Annotated in this window: 12 protein-coding genes; 2 read left to right on the top strand and 10 right to left on the bottom strand. The window is 38.9% G+C overall.

The window, feature by feature from the left end; translation table 11 throughout:
• Positions 1–405 precede the first annotated feature (405 nt).
• Together CHI14_RS11255 and CHI14_RS11250 are read right to left on the bottom strand one after the other, a co-directional pair.
• Positions 406–2,133, bottom strand: a complete 1,728-nt coding sequence (locus CHI14_RS11255; RefSeq protein WP_095288533.1) for a hypothetical protein — start codon at positions 2,131–2,133, stop codon at positions 406–408.
• 132 nt (positions 2,134–2,265) lie between these two features.
• Entirely contained in the window at positions 2,266–3,042 is a 777-nt protein-coding gene (locus CHI14_RS11250; protein WP_095288532.1) for a hypothetical protein, read from the bottom strand.
• Between the two features lie 796 nt (positions 3,043–3,838).
• Between CHI14_RS11250 and CHI14_RS11245 the strand changes: the two genes are divergently transcribed.
• Complete coding sequence (locus CHI14_RS11245) at positions 3,839–4,819, top strand: ParM/StbA family protein (RefSeq protein ID WP_095288531.1); 981 nt, start codon at positions 3,839–3,841, stop codon at positions 4,817–4,819.
• A complete protein-coding gene (locus tag CHI14_RS11240; RefSeq protein ID WP_095288530.1) occupies positions 4,806–5,084 on the top strand; it encodes a hypothetical protein in 279 nt (92 codons plus the stop codon). Before CHI14_RS11245 ends, CHI14_RS11240 begins: the two co-directional genes overlap by 14 nt.
• 474 nt (positions 5,085–5,558) lie before the next feature.
• On the opposite strand, the gene brxL is transcribed toward CHI14_RS11240, so the two are convergent.
• From brxL to CHI14_RS11200, 8 genes are all read right to left on the bottom strand, one after another.
• Entirely contained in the window at positions 5,559–7,613 is a 2,055-nt protein-coding gene (gene brxL, locus CHI14_RS11235; RefSeq protein ID WP_095288529.1) for a protease Lon-related BREX system protein BrxL, read from the bottom strand.
• Positions 7,614–7,631: 18 nt separating this feature from the next.
• Positions 7,632–10,193, bottom strand: coding sequence for a BREX-1 system phosphatase PglZ type A (gene pglZ / locus CHI14_RS11230; RefSeq protein WP_095288528.1), 2,562 nt, complete (start codon positions 10,191–10,193; stop codon positions 7,632–7,634).
• 78 nt (positions 10,194–10,271) lie between these two features.
• Positions 10,272–13,811 (bottom strand): BREX-1 system adenine-specific DNA-methyltransferase PglX, encoded by a 3,540-nt coding sequence (gene pglX / locus CHI14_RS11225; RefSeq protein ID WP_095288527.1) that lies wholly within the window; start codon positions 13,809–13,811, stop codon positions 10,272–10,274.
• Positions 13,812–13,894: 83 nt separating this feature from the next.
• Positions 13,895–17,461 (bottom strand): BREX system P-loop protein BrxC, encoded by a 3,567-nt coding sequence (gene brxC, locus CHI14_RS11220; RefSeq protein WP_095288526.1) that lies wholly within the window; start codon positions 17,459–17,461, stop codon positions 13,895–13,897.
• Positions 17,462–17,479: 18 nt separating this feature from the next.
• Positions 17,480–18,046, bottom strand: a complete 567-nt coding sequence (locus CHI14_RS11215) for a DUF1788 domain-containing protein (protein WP_095288525.1) — start codon at positions 18,044–18,046, stop codon at positions 17,480–17,482.
• A gap of 3 nt (positions 18,047–18,049) precedes the next feature.
• Complete coding sequence (locus CHI14_RS11210; protein ID WP_095288524.1) at positions 18,050–18,649, bottom strand: DUF1819 family protein; 600 nt, start codon at positions 18,647–18,649, stop codon at positions 18,050–18,052.
• 3 nt (positions 18,650–18,652) lie between these two features.
• Positions 18,653–18,943: a TIGR04540 family protein gene (locus tag CHI14_RS11205; protein WP_249281071.1), complete on the bottom strand. Its 291-nt coding sequence runs from the start codon at positions 18,941–18,943 to the stop codon at positions 18,653–18,655.
• 107 nt (positions 18,944–19,050) lie between these two features.
• Positions 19,051–19,995, bottom strand: coding sequence for a hypothetical protein (locus tag CHI14_RS11200; RefSeq protein ID WP_095288523.1), 945 nt, complete (start codon positions 19,993–19,995; stop codon positions 19,051–19,053).
• Between the last annotated feature and the right edge of the window lie 51 nt (positions 19,996–20,046).

Genomic DNA, 20,046 nt, shown 5'->3' with positions numbered 1-20,046 from the left:
TCCTACAGTAAAGTTGTATCTGGACGTTCGTTCTTTAAATCCCTTGAGTTTTCCGCTTCATCAATTGGGTTTTACTTAGAAAGTTGTATTGAATTCTTCCTATATAAGAGGAATTGCTAATTTCGATACAACTTTTATTAATTGGCATCATCTTCATAGAGTTAAGCATCAATCACTGATATATACGGTTGCCTTATGGCAACCTAAATCTTTAGGATGCAAGTATCATATCCCGCAAAGTATAAAACCATCGTTTCAATTAAAAATTTGCTTGTAGAGATCTAATCAATCATTTATGATATCCCTCAATCAAAGCCTAACACCTATAAGAACAAGTTCTCTCGAACGTCCAACACAAGAGTATAGCTTACATGAAACAAGAACATAAGCTTCACCCTTTAGTTATTAAGCAGATTCACAAAGTTTGTTAAATTCACAATCCTTCAAATTATCGTGAAACCAAATTTGCTGACCAGTTTGACTTATCCCGTGTTCTTTAAAGAAAGCCTCTAATTTATCCAGTATCTTGGTGAGATTTCCTCTGCTTTTTATCTCCAACAAGTTCCTCAACTCCAGCTTTTGCATCATTTCTATACCGCTTTTCTTAGCTTCGAGAAGTATTGTTCTTGCCTTTTCACTTTTAGTGGATTTCTCTCTCTTCGTTTTGTCATAATGTCTCCCAGTATTCTGCTTTTCCTCAAGATCCTTTTTGTTGTACTGAATATTCGGCAATTGCTCAACCACCATATCTATAGCTTCCTGAAAATCGGCAAAAACGTATATATCTGCACGCCTGCTATTGTCCCGATTAATCCTTTTTATTGCTTGGTACATCTCACCTGCAACTGTACTTTTCCGAATAGCCTCCACTATTTCATGTTTGAACAATTCAACATTCTCAACAGGTTGCCCAGTCAACCGTGTGTAGTATTGGTAGGTTAAGGCATACGTGAGATAATCATAGTGAGGAGTTTTAAGCAAAACAACGGCATCATAATCATGATAATGGTTCACCCCTATTAAGTTACCGAAATAGTCGATCTTAATTTTGATTTTTAAATTACCTTCAATTTCTGAAAGGTTATTTCCGTAATCTGAGAAGTATTGAACAATTTCTTTCTCTAATTTATCAACGTTTGCTTTTTCCGTTACGAAAAGAATTCCTTTTTTACCTTCAAGCTGAATTTCTTTTAACGCCTCTTGAACAAATTTTTCGAACTTCTTTAATGCGTTCTTAGTCGTTTTAACGTTAATATGATGTAGTGTATCCTTAGCATAATCGTACATTTTCTCTTTCTCATGAAGGTCAAATTTTCCATAAAGTTTATACCTATAGTCGAACGCAGCGTTCGCATCGAGAATGATGTTATTCTTTAAGAGTACAAATTGTCTGTTGTCATTAAAGGTATGAAACCCCTCTTCAAACAAGAATCCACCATTCTTTGTTAGTTGAAGACTTTCCTTCAAAATACCCTTATATATCTTCGAGTTGTTGTCATCCAACTTGTTAATGGCAGATTTTATCATCGGTTCATAGTGCTGATCCTTACCATCAGAAAAGTCGGTAAATCTCATGACATTATTAGCTACATTACCTCCATCTATTAAGTCACGAAGCAATATCGCCCATTCCTCTATTGCAGGTACATTCCTTTTTCTACATTCAGTCCAAAGAAGACCTATTTCGTAATTTGATATATTAATCTTCTCAAGCAAGTCTGGAAACTCGTCTATGATTAGAATATCCCGATCCTTTATCAAGTGTTGGTGCTCCCCTTTACAAACCTGAATGTACATTTGATGAGTAATACAAATAACCTGGCTACGTTCAAATACTTCTGTTGATTTACCTTTCTCTGTGTCCTTTCCTGTGATGCTAATTGCCACTTTCCGTCCTGCGTTGCGATTAATAGCCTTCACAGTATTGTTCAGCTCATCGTCTTTAAGGAACCGTTGCACATACAGTACCCGATGTGATTGCTTCTTCGTCATTCCACCGATAATCTGATGCGTTCTTGTACTTTTGCCTGTCCCTGCCTCATGATTAAACACCACAAATTTATCTCGACTCCATTTTGCTTTATTAATGATCTGTTCTGATAGTCCACTGAAGTAGCTCTCTTTTACTTTCATTTATATCTCCCCCTCGGTTTGCATTATGTTCTGTTGCATATAGAGGATAACGGAGATTGCAATGCCTGAATACGGCTTTGTGGTTCTATAGCGTCTGACCCCCTTGCTTAACATTTATTCATGGCATGCTAATTAATCCTTGATAATGATCTTTGATGATATTGCTAATGGTCTACGATACTCCAAATTGAACTGCCCAATCAATCGCTTCATCTCATCCTCACTGTCAAAGAACGGGATAACCTCGTATTCGCTTACTATCATTTGGGCGTATAATACTTCTCCACTAACCAACAACCATTCCCCCATGTAATCTCCCCAAATGATATCACCATACTTATTCAGAAAACCTACCATCTCATCGCTCGACTCGAATTGAATCGCCACATTGAAGCTTAGCAATCCCATCATCTCTGTAATCGAAAACGGCATGGCAGGCTGTAACATTGATATCCCGCCTATCCTGTTTACAGTAAATTGTGGGTTAATAGTTGCCGTTCTCAAATTCGACTCCATAAAAGCATGCACGCAGTTATTACCCCATTCATCAAAAGTAATTGAGAGCGAGTTAATAAATGTGGCTATCTTCCTATATCTATCACGGCATCGTTTGTAGTTCTTTAGCTTAATGAAAAACACATCCTTGGTTTGTTCAATCCATCTGTCCAAGGCTTCATTCGTAATTTTTCTCACCTCAGTATCCTCCAATCTAAGCAATAACTTAATAAACCGAGTGACATCTTTTGTAGACCTAAAGTCAACATCCTCTCCGTACTTCCCTACGATTTGATTCAGCTCTTGCCTTAAAAATTTCCCTTCCTCAATGGTACTGCTAAGCATTTCTCGCAGATAAACTAAATTTACCGTGTATTCCGCTCTATTTATCTCACAGACAATTGTTTGTATCATACTTATTCCCCCTATCACTCTCTCCCTATCATATGGAAAAAGTAATTGTCTGAGTGGCAATAAGCGTCGAACCAGGTCGGAGCATTCAGGGGTTGACATAGCCAACAGGAGGATCCTTGGGGAGAGGGGAAGGGAGAAGTCTGTTCGCTGTGGACAGACCTCTCATATTCATTCAGCGACAGCAGATAATGAGCTATTAAAACCTCTTGGCTTTGAAAGCCTACTGAAGAAAGACATACTATCAGGAACTTTAACGCAAGCCAATTGAATTGATGCTTAATACCAAAATCATTACGCAAATGCTGTTCATTGCAACCTGAAACGCTGATTTTGGCGTTCCTATATAGGTTAATGTATAAATCCTACATGACGATCGATTACTTCTGGCAACAAACAGGCAGACGGTTGCTAAGATTCAAAAGCGAAGGCGAAAATTGAAACCTGTACCGTAAGACGAATGCTTATGTTCTTTGGAGGGTTGCATAAGGAGGATGCTACATATTATCTGACGATTAAATCTACTGGTATGGATGCGAAATTACCTACAGAAGATCGCATGCGAGAAACTTATCGAAGAATTTTTGCCCTTATATACAGGTATATGTATTCCGAAAGTTGATTTACCCCTCTGATGTATCTAACAACCCTTTTTATCTGTCAATTCCACGTCCCCCGCCAAGTCCGACTTCATCGCCCATTATCCGACAGCCTTAGACCAAAACATGCGATCATGTCCGACTATCTCAGATAAAATGTGCATATAATCTATAAAACTACTAAAGAGGGGGCTACTAACATGCACAACCATTTTCTAATCGCCGTGGACAGCGGCAAGTCAACTACAAAGGGAATCATGAAGGAAGGGACGCTACAAAAGGTCAAGTTCGAAACCAAAGTTGAGGAAGTCAGCAACTTAGGGGCTGACTTAACACCAGGTTCATATTCGGTTGAATTCGGAAATAAAACCTATCTCTTGGGGAACATGCTTGGAGAAAGCAAGATGGATTTTTCTCTTAGCAAAAAGACTGACACGCATCGAATATGCATATATCTCGCTATCGCCCAATTGCTCAAAAAATCGAAGCAGAACATCGTGTTAAGTAAAATTTCATTGGCAGTTAATATTCCGATCAGCCTGTATAAAAATGAGAAACAGAAGATCGAATTCAGTGAATTCATCCGAAACAACGGCGATACAATCAATATCATTGTCAATAACAAGCCGTTTCTTTTCCGTATTGAAAGTATCCACCTCTTCCCTGAAGGCATTGGTCCCATCTACAGCAACCTAAATTTATATCGGCAGAAACGGGTATTGATCTTCGATATTGGCTCGCTTAATGTCAACATCCAGGAATTTAACAACCTCATTCCTATTTACGACAAAATGGTCACTGCTGATCTTGGGGTGAACATTCTTCGCTCAAAAATAGCGGACAAGCTCTCAACGGAATACGGCATCAGCGTTTCCGATTCTGACGTTGAGGCGATATATCGGGACAAACACTTGATTATCAACGGGGAGAAGATGGTGGAAAGCAAACAAATTGTTGATCAATCGATGACCAATCATGTTAAGGAGATATTCAACTATGCTCGTAGTCGAAAAGTTAGTTTTTCAAATAGTGAAGTCATAGTCGTAGGTGGGGGTTCGTTATTGCTAAAGGAGCATCTAAAACAAGAATATCCTGCCGCCGCTATATCTAACGATCCACAAATGTCAAACGTATTGAGCTTTCTCACAATCCTGGAGGCGAAACATCATGGGAAATCGTAATCGGTTATCCATATCATTCAAGAAAGAGCATCAGTATATTTATGACCATTTGCAGGGTATTACGAATAAAAGTGACTATATTGCAAGAGCGTTAGAAGTGTTTATCAGCGGCGGCGGGCAATCACCCGTATCAAAAAAAGAGATCAAGAACATGGTGTTGCAGATCCTTCAGGAGCAGGGCAATGCTCCGCAAACCTTGTCCGCTCCCCCTCCTGAGCACCAGATTTTAGAGGAAGATGTCGAGCTTTTATCACAACTCTTCTGATTTCACTTGTTTTCAAACGAAAACCCTGCTTTTTTGCTCTATTTGAGCATTATCGGCAGGGTTTTTAGCAATTCACATGTATTTCGACTACAAATAAGATCCAATGAGTGTTACCTCTTAAAAGCCGTGATGGAAACTTCTTAGGCAGTAATCCTTAAAAAGTCCGAAAACCACCCTTCCGACGACCTGACAACTTTTATTTTCAGTCGATTTTACGGATATGGAACTTATCATAGGCTGACAGCTCGATCAGTTTCCTTGTGATTTCTGTCTTGCTGTACCCAACAGTCTGCCCAACCTCTTCTGGTTTACCATCAAGCAATTAGATGGTCTGTAAACGGTATATAGTGTCCTCTTTGTCTAACCAAAGATCATAACACCTTTCTTCCCCGTCAGGATCGGTATAGGTAATGATAAAAAGCAGAACCATAATCAAGCTCAGCAATGATTTTATGTACCTTATCCTCCATATGTTTATCCTACCCCCAACGCCTTAAACACAGCATCAGTCGGATCCGAATAAAACACGGGTTGAACCTTTATCAGCAGATCTGCGGGAACCGTTTGAAAATCAACTACGGACGACGCAGGTATCAATACCTTCTTAGCTCCTGCATCTACACACACTTGAAGAGTATTGGCAAACTCATCGACCTTCGCAATTGTACCGCCTACTGTCATGTTACCAAGCACGACCATCGATTCTTGAACGGGGCGTTCCAATGCACCTGAGCATAATCCAATCAATTCGGCAATCGCTAATTCTTCCGTCAATCCGATGCCTTGCATGTCACTAATATGCATCAGATAGTCCTTGGTCTTTGTACTAATCGAGCCGCTGATACTTTTACTATTTGAAGTAAAGTAACGGAAGGCGGTATCCAAGCTCTCTTTCGCTCCCCGATGGGATCCGACACCTGACTTCTCGAATTTTCCTGACCCCGAAACAACTTGGTTCTCCAGTTTGTATACCCCAATCATTCCAGAATCTCCATGCCCAACGCTATATACATGCCCTGGTTTGCCCATGCCTTCAGGAATTAACTTGCCGCCACCTTGCTCTGGTACAGATACATACTCTTCGCTCAATGATTCCTTATCGATATAAGAGAAGTGAACATCGTAGAACTCCATACCTCCGATTTTCTTGAGCTGTTCTTTTACCCTTCTTCTTCCTTCAAGGGCATACTTCAAGATCTCCTCGATGTCATCTCTCGTATACTCGCCGTTCGGATACAATAGCTTCACTAACCCTGATACCGTTTTACGCACTGCAATAACATCACGTTGATTCAGGTTATTACCCAGCCTAAAATACCGATCCAGAGCATCCGCAAACGAACGCTTCCGCATTTCTCTAAAGTATTCAGCCATGTAATCGACGATGAAGCCATACTTATCTGTGAAGAAGTCAGGTCGCATCTTCGGTACTTCCCAGCCTGGGAGGTAGTAATGCATCCGATCAAAGAATGCAGAGTCACTCGCCATTGCCTCAGGGAATGGCGCAAACAGATGGGATGTCTTGATCAGTGAATCAAGACTTTGGTTGATGTTTCCGACGAATACCATGGAAGCAGAAGCCGCCTTCTCTTCTCTGCCCCGTGCAAATGATCCTGAAGCCATGAAATCCTTCATGATCTGTATACCATCTTTGTCTTTAAAGGTTATACCCGCTACTTCATCGAATGCCACGGCATCGTACATCCCAACAAGCCCTACTTTTTTCGAAGACATATTATAGAAAAGGTTAGCAACCGTCGATTGGCCACCAGAGACGAGAATCGAGTTAGGTGATATTTCTTTATACACATGTGATTTACCCGTCCCCCGTGGACCGAGTTCACACATGTTATAGTTGTTCTCAACAAGTGGTACAAGCCTGAGAAGTATATGCCACTTTACTCTATCCTCAAGTTGTGTAGGCTCCATTCCTGTCGAGCGAATAAGTACATCGATCCATTCTTCTTTCGTAAAGCTCTTCCTTCCTTCAAACACCTCGTTCAAATCCATGTTCGGCATTTGAATCGGCTTCAAGCTACTGATGCTGAACGGATTGCTGTTCTTAACCTCTTCATCGAAGAAGTATTCCATCTTCAGCATGCACCAGATCCCGCCTGCCAAGAGCTTGTCGTACTCTTTGACATAGTTCGGCGATATCGGAACCCCTTTAAGCCCCAAATTTGAGAATTCCGCCACGTAGGAATCAATCTTCTCATTGAGCGTTACTGTAATCTTATCGATAACGGAATATTGACCAAGTTCCCGAATTCTGGATTTGACCTTCTCCGCTTCATCTGGTCTAACAAAATTCTCGGAGAGGATCTTCTTTACCCGTTGAATCCCTTCTTGAATGTTGTCTTCATCATCTGTAGCGGCATACATACCAAGAAGATATTCAAGAACATAAACAGGGACATTTGCCCCCTCTTTCATTAGCTTTGTCAGGTCTTTTCGAACAACCCGACCTGAAAAGACATCATTCAGTTTCCTATCTAAATCGATCGTTTGTCCTTCGCTTATTGACTCCATTCGTTCCTCTCCTTTCCTCTAAAAATCGAAGTCACTAACTATGCCCAAATTGATTGTGAACTGCGTTTTTTCAATGACGATATTGGTCTCAATGTCTTTTGTAATGAGGTAATAGTTACTATTCTTATCATATGGTATCGACTTTAACGCAAAGCGAAGCTTAAATGTACGCTCGTCTGGCTTATCTGATGTTCGATCACAGATGACGAGTTCCTCATTACTAATCACGCTTTCGGCATCATCCACCATGTAGATCTTAACCGTTCGAGGAACCCGCTTGTCCTCCACTTTCTCCGTCTGGAAGAAGGTAAGGTTGAACAGGCTATTCGTGATCTTTCTGGTGGTATTTGTGAGCTTTACATCCACTTTCTCGATTTCACGACTGTTCTTTTGCCCAGCTCGAATGTTCTTAAATTGTATGAGCGGCACAACGATCTCTTGAAGACTGGCGCCGCCATGAACAAAGTTAGCACCAGCACCTTGAAATTTGAAACGAATAGTCGCCTTCGGAACATAAGTGGTGATTTTATGCTCATTCTTAATTAGACTATCCATATTGATATCAAGGAGACCGCTTCGTTCTCCATTTTCTTGCGAGAAAAGATGTCTCCGTTTGACCTCAAACGCTTGAATACCTTCCTTTTCAATCTTGTCACTCTCTTCCAATGCATCACGTTGATAAACGAAGCCATGATCCGCAGTGATGAGAATGTTTGTACCGCTCAAATCATCCTTGATGATTTTAACTATATCGTACAATTCATCAATAGCTTTCTCAGCCGCTGTGAATGTATAGACCTCGGTCGATGCCTTATCTCCCGTTGCATCAATGCTATCGTGATAAATATATATCAGTTTCTTACCTTTGAAAGTTTCCCTACGACCAGCCTTGTTCATGTTTTTCAGCTCTTGATAGTGAATGGCGGTACTATCAGCTACTGCTCCTTGTAGGATATCAATACGATTATCTATCCCACTGGAAGATTTCCCATTCACCAATACTTTTCCACTTAGATCGATCTCCAAATTATTCTTATGCGGCAGAAGTGATGCCATTCCCATCTTGGTTACAGAAGGTACGACTCCCAACAGTGGTTGAATTTCACAAGCTCCTGTCGTCTCCGAGTTAAGCTTGTCCGTAAGCTCTGAGGCTATCTCATAACGCAGAGCATCCGATATGATAACAAATACTCGATCACCATTAGAGATTTTCGGTGAAACAAAGCTTCTATAGAAATCCTTCTGGTTTAGAATACCTGGTAGTACCCAGCTTGATTTTAACTCATCGTGCACAGCGGCGGACCAATGCGAGCTTAATTCGCTCATATACCAGTTCGTATATAGATTCTCAACCATCACTTTGAGCTTCTTCAAGATTTCGCTGTTCGAATCATTATCGTATGCAACATAGAATTTCCGATAGAACATGTCCATTTGGTAATAGTCATTCACATAAGCTCGGTACATGTCCACTGCTTGCGTTTTCGGAATACCCATGCTGTATTTCTTATGAAACTCGAACATCTTAACGGTGTAGTAGAGGGCTTCATAAATGGATTGATATCTCTCGTAGTAATGTTTCGCTCTCCGCAGGTTAATTAGCTTCGTATATGCATCATAATCCTCAAGTCGATCTTCCAGACTATTGGCGATATAAATGATAATTGCTTTATCGAAGTATGGGAATATATCCGCCGCCTTGAATTCTTCAATAGGGAGCTGATTTACGATATCCGATAGCTTGATTTCTTTCTCAGCGATTTCTGCATATCGGTCATACAGATGATAATCCGTTTTATGATGCATCCAGTGGTCAACGAACACCAAAGCATTGGACTTATTTCGAGTGGCAATGTAGCTTTTAACCAGTGAAAGACGTTCCTCATTAACCGCATGGCTAAGTGCAGTGACCGTCAAATGGATAAACAGCGTTTTAAGTGACTTTTGACTTTGCTCATAGCCATACCGCTCAGCTACCGCATTCCAAAACACTTCTAACCCTACATACTTCGCAATCGAATCCAGATGCTTATTCTCACTGTCATCAATTGAATCCATCAGTACAACCTTTAGAACATCCTCAAAATCTGGAGTCTTGATGTTGCATAACGCACTCATCATCATTAGTTCAATTGTTCCTTCAGAATTCGCCTTAAGCTCGAACCCTTTGAATTTCTTAATCCGATCCTTACTCCCAAAGAACTTCTCATATTTCTTTACTGAACTCCGAAGAGAAGTATCGATGTTCAGTTCATTCATGATGAGGGATATCCTATCCGCATAGAACATCTTCGAGTACAGAATTGTATCCAACAACCAATTGCCTTCCATACTCATGTCCAGGTTGGAATAAATCAAATAGTTCGAGTTCGGATCCTCTTCTTCGAGCAACACCTTCGTATAGAAGTTATTACCCTCAGTCAACGTATGCACTTTGACGTTCTCAAGGGAAATCTCATGTATATATTCAGCAAACTCCAGGTCTTTATCGAACCAGAAGATGATTTTTCGATGTTCGCCCTCATTGAGCGGTAGAAGAAAAGCATCTTGGAGTGCCTTAGTAACTTCATCCATATTCATTATTCATCAACACCTTTTTCATCAGGCTAAAAACAGGGATATACCAAGACTAACTGGTATATCCCCATTGTAACCAATTTATTTGATTCGAGCGAGTAAGCCTGTAAATTTAGCATAGTTCATTGCAACACCGTCATCGAGATCAATTTCGATTTGCATGTCCGCCATATGATGGAGTTTCTCATCGTATGCCCGAAGTTCTTCAATTTTCAGATCAAGTGACTTCAGCTCTTTTTGGGCATTCGCAATTTCCTTAGTAGTTCCATCTCCATTAATAACATCAAGCAGAGTTTTCTTCTCAGCATCCATCCGAATCTGAAGTTCATGCAAATAATCTGTTCTGATTCTTGACAAAGTTGATTTGTCATAGCGATGCATGTAAATTAGGCAATTGAACGCCTTTTGTTTTCCAGAAGTAAATAACCAATAGATTGGTTTCTTTTTATACGTTAGCAAATGATCCTTAAAGAAGTCGTTAAGGAAATAACGTCTGATTGTTTCTTTAGCTGTTTCTCCTTCTTTCCTCTTAAGTGAATCAGCAAGGAATTCAAGATTAGTTGATGATAATTCACTACCAAATGTTACTTCAACAAAATGAATAAACCTTGATACTATATCATCTTCAAAGTATGCATCCGAAATAATCGGCAAAATATTATCCTTATCAGGTTTAAAGCTCTGATAGTTGTTTTGTGGAATTTCCCCACCAGCAGATATTAATCCATCTTTATCGATTGAATATCTACCAAATAAACATCCAGTTGCATATGAAATAAAAGACTTCACATCATTTTCAGTCTGAGCCTTTCTAATTGTTATATCTATATCATTTAAATCCGCTTTGAGTTCACCCTTCAAATTATATAACTTTATTAGCTTTTCGTTTATCCACTCCTCATTTTTTTTAATTTTCATAAATCTGTCAATCGAATAACTATTCCAATTAGTAAAAGTTTTTTCAATTGTATCACTTTTAAAACTATTATTTAAAAAAGGATGTTGAGAAAACTCCATTGATAATTCATATGAGTCCCATTCTTCTTTAGAGAGCAAAACATTTTCTTCTACAATTTCAACAATTCCCATAACATCTTCGTTATTTATAACCACTGGGATTTTACTGATATTTCCTGGTTGGAAATTTAAAGTTGGATTTATGAATTCTAACATCTGTTGCGATATTTTTGAGCATAATAATGCCAAAATGTATTTTTCAATCGTATTATTCTCTACGGCAAGAAATGGACTTGCATCATCAAATAAAAATCCCTCATTTGAATATCTTGCTGAGAGCTTGCCACTGGTTATTTTATTCCAAGTAATTGCTGGTTTAAAAATAAAATCAAGGTTATGATTTGTAGAGCCGACTTTATATCCATTTCCCTTCATATTAAGAAGCTCAAATCCATCATTTTCCCAATTCACAACATCTTCAATATTGCCATACCACTTCCTGTACTCCCCGCCTTTTTGATATGGAAACCACTTTTTCTCACTTTTTCTCGCGTCAGTTCTATTTTGAATACCGAAACCTATCTTGTGAATGTTAACTTCACTCCAGTGACGTATAAACCTGCTATTATCAGCAGTTACCATCCCTTTTCTTGTTTGTCCATAATGATCAATCAGTCTATTTTCGACAAAAAGATCTAAAACACTGTTACTAACCCAGTAAGCTATCGGATTACCTGGGATATTGCCGAAACTCTCTTGATTAATTAAATAGCGATAAGAAACTGATGGATTATAGACTGCTTCTAACGCCTTATCCTTCTTATTTTTTGATGTCTTTTCATCAATCAGGCGGACATAGATACCGTCTATCTTTTTCTCAGCAATATTTCGCAACACAAAAGCTGTAGACTGAACTACTTCTCCTCCTATTTCTTCAAAAGCTCGCGGACCCAAATGCAACATAGTATCGAGTTGTTTATTATTACAAATTTTCTTGCGTAATTGTTCATAGCTCGATAAAAACATCCATGAATGCTGATTAATACTTGCAAATAAACTGTAGTCTTTTAAATAATGATCAGCTTCCATAAAGGATGCAAACAGATCCGTTTTTGAATCAGGATAATGTTTATTTAAATATTCTGTTAAAACAGTATTCATATTTTTTGCTCCCATGTATGGTGGGTTTGTAATAAGCACTTCATACTTAGTGTGCATAATATTAGCTTGTTTAATTAGTTGAGAAAGGACGAGTATTGACTTCTCTCTTGATTGCATTACAAATAAATCGTCAACTGGTTGATTTTTAATAATTTCTAATCTATTTTCTAAAAACTCTTGAGGATAGTTACTTAGCTTAATCAGAGAACCAATCGTCTTAGCTTCTCTAAACAATTCAAGAAACTCTTTTGTTTGTTCTAAATTTGATCCATTAGACTCCCCTGCAATGTACAAGATATCTTCACTTGTCAGGTTTTTGGATTCTTGTATAGAAGCCAAATTCAACTTTAATCCTTCTTTTTCAACACTTCTAAGAAACCGTTTGTTATATTCCATTGCCTTCATAACGACCGAAAAACAAGCCAGCTGATACGCTCGGTCATCTATATCGAGACCAAACAAGTTATTCTCAATAATGAGCTTGGGTATTTCACGCTCCATATAACCACATTTAGTGTAAATCTCGTATAGCACATCAAACATATATACAAGAATATGACCGCTTCCCATTGCAGGATCGAAACACTTTATACTTTCAACATTTAATTCTTTGTTTACGAATGAAGCAAGTTTCTTCTCTATTTCAGATTTTCGATCCTGATCTTCAAGATAAAATTCCCAATTATCTGTTAAGCTACTGTGTTCAGAATGTGCCTCAACCCAATAACGTCCGAGTGAGTTTTGCACCATATATCGGACAATCCAATCTGGTGTAAATAGCTGCGTTGCATAGGGGATTTCTTCAGATTTGAACTTCGCCTTTTCTTTAAAAACTCGATCTTTTTCATCGGAGATATAAAACTGATATAACCATCCAATAACCTCAACCTGTTCCCAATCTGATTCGGGAATAGAAGTCACATTAGTCATTTCACGAAGAAATGAATCCTTCGCCAACAACCCATCAGGGAATAGAATTTCTTTATAATCATCGATTGTTTCAAACATGAATGGAAGAACGTTATTCAAACTATTACATTGCTTGATGACCAAATATTTAAAGAGTTCCTCTGTCTTATTATTTACCTTCAATTCATAAACCACTTCTTTATCAATATCTAAGTCAACTGTCATTGCCTCTTTAATAATATCTGGCTCAGAACTGTCAGCATTGCTGGAGGACAACACTCTTACTTTAGCTGGAAGATAATCGTTCACCTCCATGAATCTTAGTGCTGTAAAACGATTAAACCAGGTATACGCTACTTCCTCCATAACCTGCTTATATCCGATTTCATTAATTCGGTATATTAATTTTTCCCGTTGCTTCTTCTCAGTTGCGGAGAGTTGTTTACCATGAATATAGATGGCATCTGAACTCTCAAATTGAGCCTTCTTAATACTCTCCTCATTAATGCCTATTCTAAAGGCTTTTGCCTTGACCTTATCTATCAGCTCTTTACGTGCATTTGTCGCAAAGTTTTTCAATGCTGTCTTATTCACGAGCCTATTCACCAACCCTAATATGGAATGTGTTTTACAATAATAATCAGAGTGCCGTGGCCTATGGCCACGGCACACCAGACTTAATCAATAAACTCGATTTGTTTGTTACTCTTAATAATTTGTTTTAGCTTTGCTGACAATGTATCCAGCAACATATCCACATCTGCTTCCGTACGCAAAGTCTTAGTAGCAAGCAGTTCATTCACTTTCACTCGTTCTCTCTGAGAAACAGGTTTTACTATAACTGGAGGTTTATCTCCTCCGCCAACTCCTGTAACTGGCGGTTCTACTTGTTGCTTCTCTTCATATTCACGAATTTCACGGTTGATAATCATTTCTTGTTTGTCTTTGAAGGCAGTGCTTTGCGTTATTGTCGCATCCACCTTAAAGATATCGACAAGCTCAACCATTCCGTTGAACAAGTTTTCATAATAAGCAAGAATCCGCTCTTTTGTTTCATCCGACACACCATCTTCATTAGCTCGCAACGTAAGATAGTTCAAATCCAATTGAATAACGTTTTTTGCCGCTACTTTCCTTTCTTCAATTACACCCTGAATCTTCTCATCGATTTTATTCACAAGCTCAGGAATATCCTTAATTCTGCGGTAAGGTTGTACTTCCGTTAGGATCCCTTGAAGTTTATCGGCAAAACCTTTGATTTCTTCTCCTGACAAATACACATCATTTTCATTGTACTTCTCGATTGCACGAAGACCTTTATCAAAGATGTCCTTTTGTGAAGCGAAGAAGCTCTTTACATAGGTAACGTCTTCTTCCCAATCCAATAAATTGTCTTCCAAGTCACGAAGTTTGGTGAAAAACGAAACATTGTCCAAACCCTTCGTAAATTCACCAAAATACTCAAGACCTTTATTCAACAAACTTCCGCCAGGATACTTCCTACCCTCATAACGGCTCTTCAGTGCATTGATTTCGCTAACCTGTTGTTCAATAAGAATTCGAATATCCTTAATCAGTCCATCTTCATCCTCAGCAACATCCGTTTTATTGAACACTTGCTTACAGATGTTCTTCGCCACTCGTAATAGTGATTCATCAACTTTAACCCGTTTCGTAACAATAACCCTATCAACTTCACTTACCTTGGTCAAAGCGTTTAAGGTATTACTATCTTCTGGCTCCAAGTATTCAGAGTTAAGTCTAAGACGGATGCGTTGTTCCTTCATCAATTCTGCTATCAGTCCTGCAATATCAAGCTCTTTCCACCCATACGGTTTATCTTTGAAACGATCTAAAAGACTTTTTACTCGCATTTGCTTCTGAATGCTATCCTGTAGACCAATAAAGTCCATGACTTCTTTGACAGCCAGCTCGTTTGAATTCGATGACTCTCCATCTATAGTCAACTGCTCATTATTACTTCTCAAAATCGAAAGGAGATCCTTTTCCGATTCCAAAAAGTTCTTTACATATCCGAGCTTTGTATACACATTCTCAATTAGTGAGTAAAATCCAGCGTTGATTCGTTCCTTAACTGTCGCAACTTTAATATCTGCTTTATTACCGTTAATGTAGAATGTGCCGTTTTTGATGGCTTCTTCTAAAAAGCTGTTTACTCTCCCTCTACGTACTCTCGCTTCGACACGTTTGTTATTAAAAATATTTTGAATATGCTCTGGCTGTTCTGGATGGTTTTTCTTAATATACTCTTCAATCTTCAAGGCTTCTTCCATATCCTCAATATATGTTTCACTTCCACCCAATCGTAAAATCATTTCACTCGATCCAGATGACATAAGCATTAATTCTTGCTCAGACTTTGAATAGTGATCTGATAACGGAGAGAGAATATTGATTCCAATACTTGCTGTTTGAGACCCGTAATCTTTCTCATCCATTTTCTTGTTATATGAAAATAGATAGTTTTTCGAAATAGGAATCCTCTTTACATCGAATAATCCATCGAAAATATAAGTTCTAATCTCTTTCTTCAAAGTGTCTTCATCAATCTTCATTTCTTTAATTTCACGATTAACATCTTGTTCATCGTCAGTAAGGAATTGATAGTGCTCCCCATTTTTTTCTACTAATGTTTCTTTTATCAACTTCCGAATTGAAACATTGATTTTTTCTTTCAAAGCCAACTTATCTTCATCGATCTGTGTAACCATGAGCGTAGCAATATTGTCGATATTCGCAGGAAGCTCTTTAATATACTTAATCATGAACAACACTTTAAGCAGATCCATATTAAACGGATCGTCTTTTAATACTGGATTCTCATATGCACCTTCAATAACCCTTGCGATTGTAGGGGTTAGGAACTCCTTAATTGTATCGTAGAAAGCATAAAACGGGATGAGTGTACCCTCTTCTGCATCCTTAAACTGCAATCCAGCTTCCTTGAATGCAGAGAGCATGGAACGCTCCCCTTCAGATAAGTGCTTACCTGAACTACCATGTTTACGTACTTGTTCGAAAACGTTCTGGAGGAGCTTGAACTGGTATGGAAGGAATGGATATACATCAGCAAACTCCAGATCATTTTCAAAGCCACGCAAATCCGCTGTGCTATCCTTAAAGCTCATAAGGTTCTTGAGTGTTGCACTCTTCTCATGATGAAGTAGTTTCAATTTATCAGCAACATGTTCCTTCTTATCAAGGATCCGCTTTTTTATTACCTCATCAACCGATATGGAGGAGAGTGACAATCTCGTATCGAATCGTCCTTGAATACGGGAGAAGTCATCACCCTTCACCTTAACAATACTATCAATGCTCTCCTGCGAAGTAACCATGATCCATACTTTACCCTGACAATGCGTTCCGAGATCCTCCGCCAACGTTTGCAAGTTAAGCATCAGTTGTCTACTGTCACCTATGTATTGACCAATCTCATCGACCAGGAAAATGAGGTGGAAGTTGCTCCCCTTCTGAGCAATGTACTCTTTTACGTCCTTCGAAAATTTTTCGATGCTAATCTCAAAGTTATTAACACCATTCTCGAACCAGTTACGAGCCGTCTCCTCGGACATGGAAGTAACCTTGTTTAAGGCTCCAATTACATAGTCAGCATCAAAATAGAAGGTGTTTCTGCGGTCAACCCATTCTTCGCCTGCCGCCACTTTAAACTCACGTTTAAAGTCCTCATACACACCTTCTTTGGTCAGGTACTTCTCCATCTCGGCCACACCAGGGATATCCCCATAAAAGCCCATATGCTCGTAGAAGACTTTCGTGAATACCCGAAGGATCGCATCCTCTTTCGACTTGTTATCCAAAGAGCTTTTCGAATCGATGTTAAATAAAATGACCTCAGTTTCTACATTTGCCGTTCTCTTCATATTAGCGTAAATGAGTTCATCTTGAATTTTATCAGCAAAGAAATCCACAGCTCTCTTATCCTTTGCCTTTTTATTTTCAAGCAAGTATGCAAGGATCTTCAAAAAATGTGACTTACCCGAACCAAAGAAGCCCGAAATCCAAACGCCCATTTTATCTGTATTTCCATCAATACCTTGCTGATAATTTTCATAGAATTTGGATAAGTGCTTATTAAGTTCTCGTGTCACGACATATTCATCAAGTTCCTGATATATGTTATCTTCATCGGTTTGAGCAACCTTTATTACGCCTTTAATGCTACGTTCAATGTCTTTTACAAACATGTCTTTAATTTGCACAAGTCTTCCCCCTCGAAATTAATCCACTAAACGAAATGCTCTATAATAGTTATCGTCTTTGAAGCGATCAAATAAGCGTAATGATAATCCATCGTATTTCCCTGGGAAAAACATAATGACAGGAGTTTTATCCAGCACCTCTTGAAGATTGTTAAGAATATTGTGGGAACGTACGAATGGATACACCTTTCCAACACCAGTAATGAGCACAACATTATTATCGGCCAATTGTTCCTTTATCTTTTGAAGAAACACTTCAGGTTTTGCAAAGTTAGCCATCGCTTTAAACAAGGCATCCTTGCCCTGTTTTTCTTCCATTTGAGGAATTCGGTCATAGATCCGTTTCTCTTTGGCAATCTCAATGAGCATCTTATATAAATCGAACTCAATGAGTTTGCGTCCAGAACCTTCGTGACTGAACTCCTTCAATACGTGAGGGATATAATCTCGAACCAGCAGTTCGTTCTCAGGATCGTAATCAAACACATAGAAGCTAATTTCGTTTCCCAAGCCTCTGCCCTCAATGAACTTATCTTCCCTGATCTTCGGTATTATTTTATCAAGCCTACTTTTAATATTCGCCATACGCTATACCTCACCCATTGCTCGAACATAAGCAATGTCTCCGATTTGGATCAAATGTTGTTTCAACTGTTCATCCATCATAATCCTGCTTAACTCGCCTGTCTTCTTGTCCTTCAACACACCTGACTCAAGTAAGATTCGTTGGATGACATTCTTTAGCTTCGTAACGGTTTGTTCCGTCCATCCAGCAATACCTTCGTCTTGCTCCGCTTTAGAGTTAAAATAAAGATTAAGATCCTTCTTCTCCAATAAATAGGTATTCGATTCAAGCTTCTCACGAATGACCTCATTCATGAATTCATAAAAGAGCCTGTCTGTTTTCATTATGGCATAAAGGTTGATAATCTTTCCCGACTCCAGCGAATGCTCCAGCACCAACCGACATAATGTATTATCGAGAATGCTTGTCCTCCGTATTACCGACGGTATGCTTCTTTTAAGGCTTGCACTGACCTGATACTGAAATAAGTTCTCTGATAGTACCTTTTCCCTTATCTCTTGCTCATTTAAGCCCTGCACTTTAAGACTTACGACCTGCTTGAACTCGAAAAATAGGAATGAAGCCCCTGTTAATGTAGCACTATATTCTAATTCTGTAGACATAACTCAACTCCCTGCTTTTACAACAATAGTATTTTGATCCTTCATCATTCCAGTCATTAATAGTACCCGTTCGATAACCTCCAATCGTCGCTTCCCGCATTGTTGTTTAAGTATCGTTGTAAACTGTTCTTGCTTTATAATCTTGTTCGGGTTGTTTATGTACATATTCGACACACTCTGCATTAGCGAATCTTCGCTTACGGTATTATCCCAATAAGCATCAACGATCTCGTTTAACGCCGTAGCGAGTTCCCTCTGAGTTTTATAAAAAAGTTTCAGTTCCAAATTAACCACCTCGCACAAAATCTGCTTATACTTCATTATTACTCTACTCTTACTTTTTTATTATACAGGATCATCCCAAAAAGAAAAACCGCTTGTTAAGCGGTTTGATGACAACATTATTTCCCCCAATACAATTCTGGTCCCATCACCTTTAGCATCCTTTCAAGTATATTGGCCAACCTTCTGATAGTATCGTCCAGTTCATCTTGCGGGTGAAATCCTAATCCTATTTTTCGATCCTTCGCAACGAGTACAGGGTGTATATTTGCCTGAAGCTCTTGAATCTTACTCTCGTATGAGTGATACAACTCCGCCTGAGATTGATCAAAATGCAGATAAATCGATGCCTGTCCATATTTATTATGAGCACTCAATTTGAAATTAACACCATTGCGACCACCTCCAAGTGAGAGCTGACAATCGTGACTATTATGCTTCTTAGCTTTCCATACATTGGTTAAGTGGGGTACGTATCCCCTTAGCTTTTCAAGCATGTATTGCTTCACATCCTCCGTCCGCTTAAAATCATACTTTGTCTTCACTATTATCCGCCCAGTATGAGTTGACGGAACTTGTGAATAAGAGTCATACAGTTCCAGTGGCGGATACGCCGAATCTCTTATGCAATGTAGTTTTCCCCACACTTCAAGCTTGTATAGCTTGTTAAGATCACTTGCCCACAATATGGCTTGTTCATGTAAACGCAAGGCGTAAAAATCGATGTACTTGTGTTTATGACTCTTCATGTATGATCTAACTCGTTGAAGATAACCCTCATTGAATCCTGAAGCAATCCAGATGATTGTTCCCTCCGATGTTCCATCTAATATTTCAAGCACTTTCTCTAAGTGACGTTGATCAGATTGGTTAACTTGAGATTCAATAAATATCGGCAATCTCCGAGATACATTTATCGCATACAAATCCACTTTGCGTCTGCCAATCGGAACCTCTGCCTCTGCAAGCTCTAACTTTTGTCCAATGAGATCCTCCAGGTATTCGGGATACTTTAGGAGAAAAAGGGTTAGAATAAACTCTTTCTCGGATCCGTTTTTACTCATTCAACATCACTCTCCATCATTTTAGAAAGGGAAGACAACGCCTTCCCTCCC

This window comes from Paenibacillus sp. 7516 (assembly GCF_002272715.1).
GTDB classification, from domain to species: domain Bacteria; phylum Bacillota; class Bacilli; order Paenibacillales; family Paenibacillaceae; genus Paenibacillus; species Paenibacillus illinoisensis_A.
Note: the sequence above shows the minus strand (reverse complement) of the source record. Positions and strands in the feature narration are given on the sequence as shown.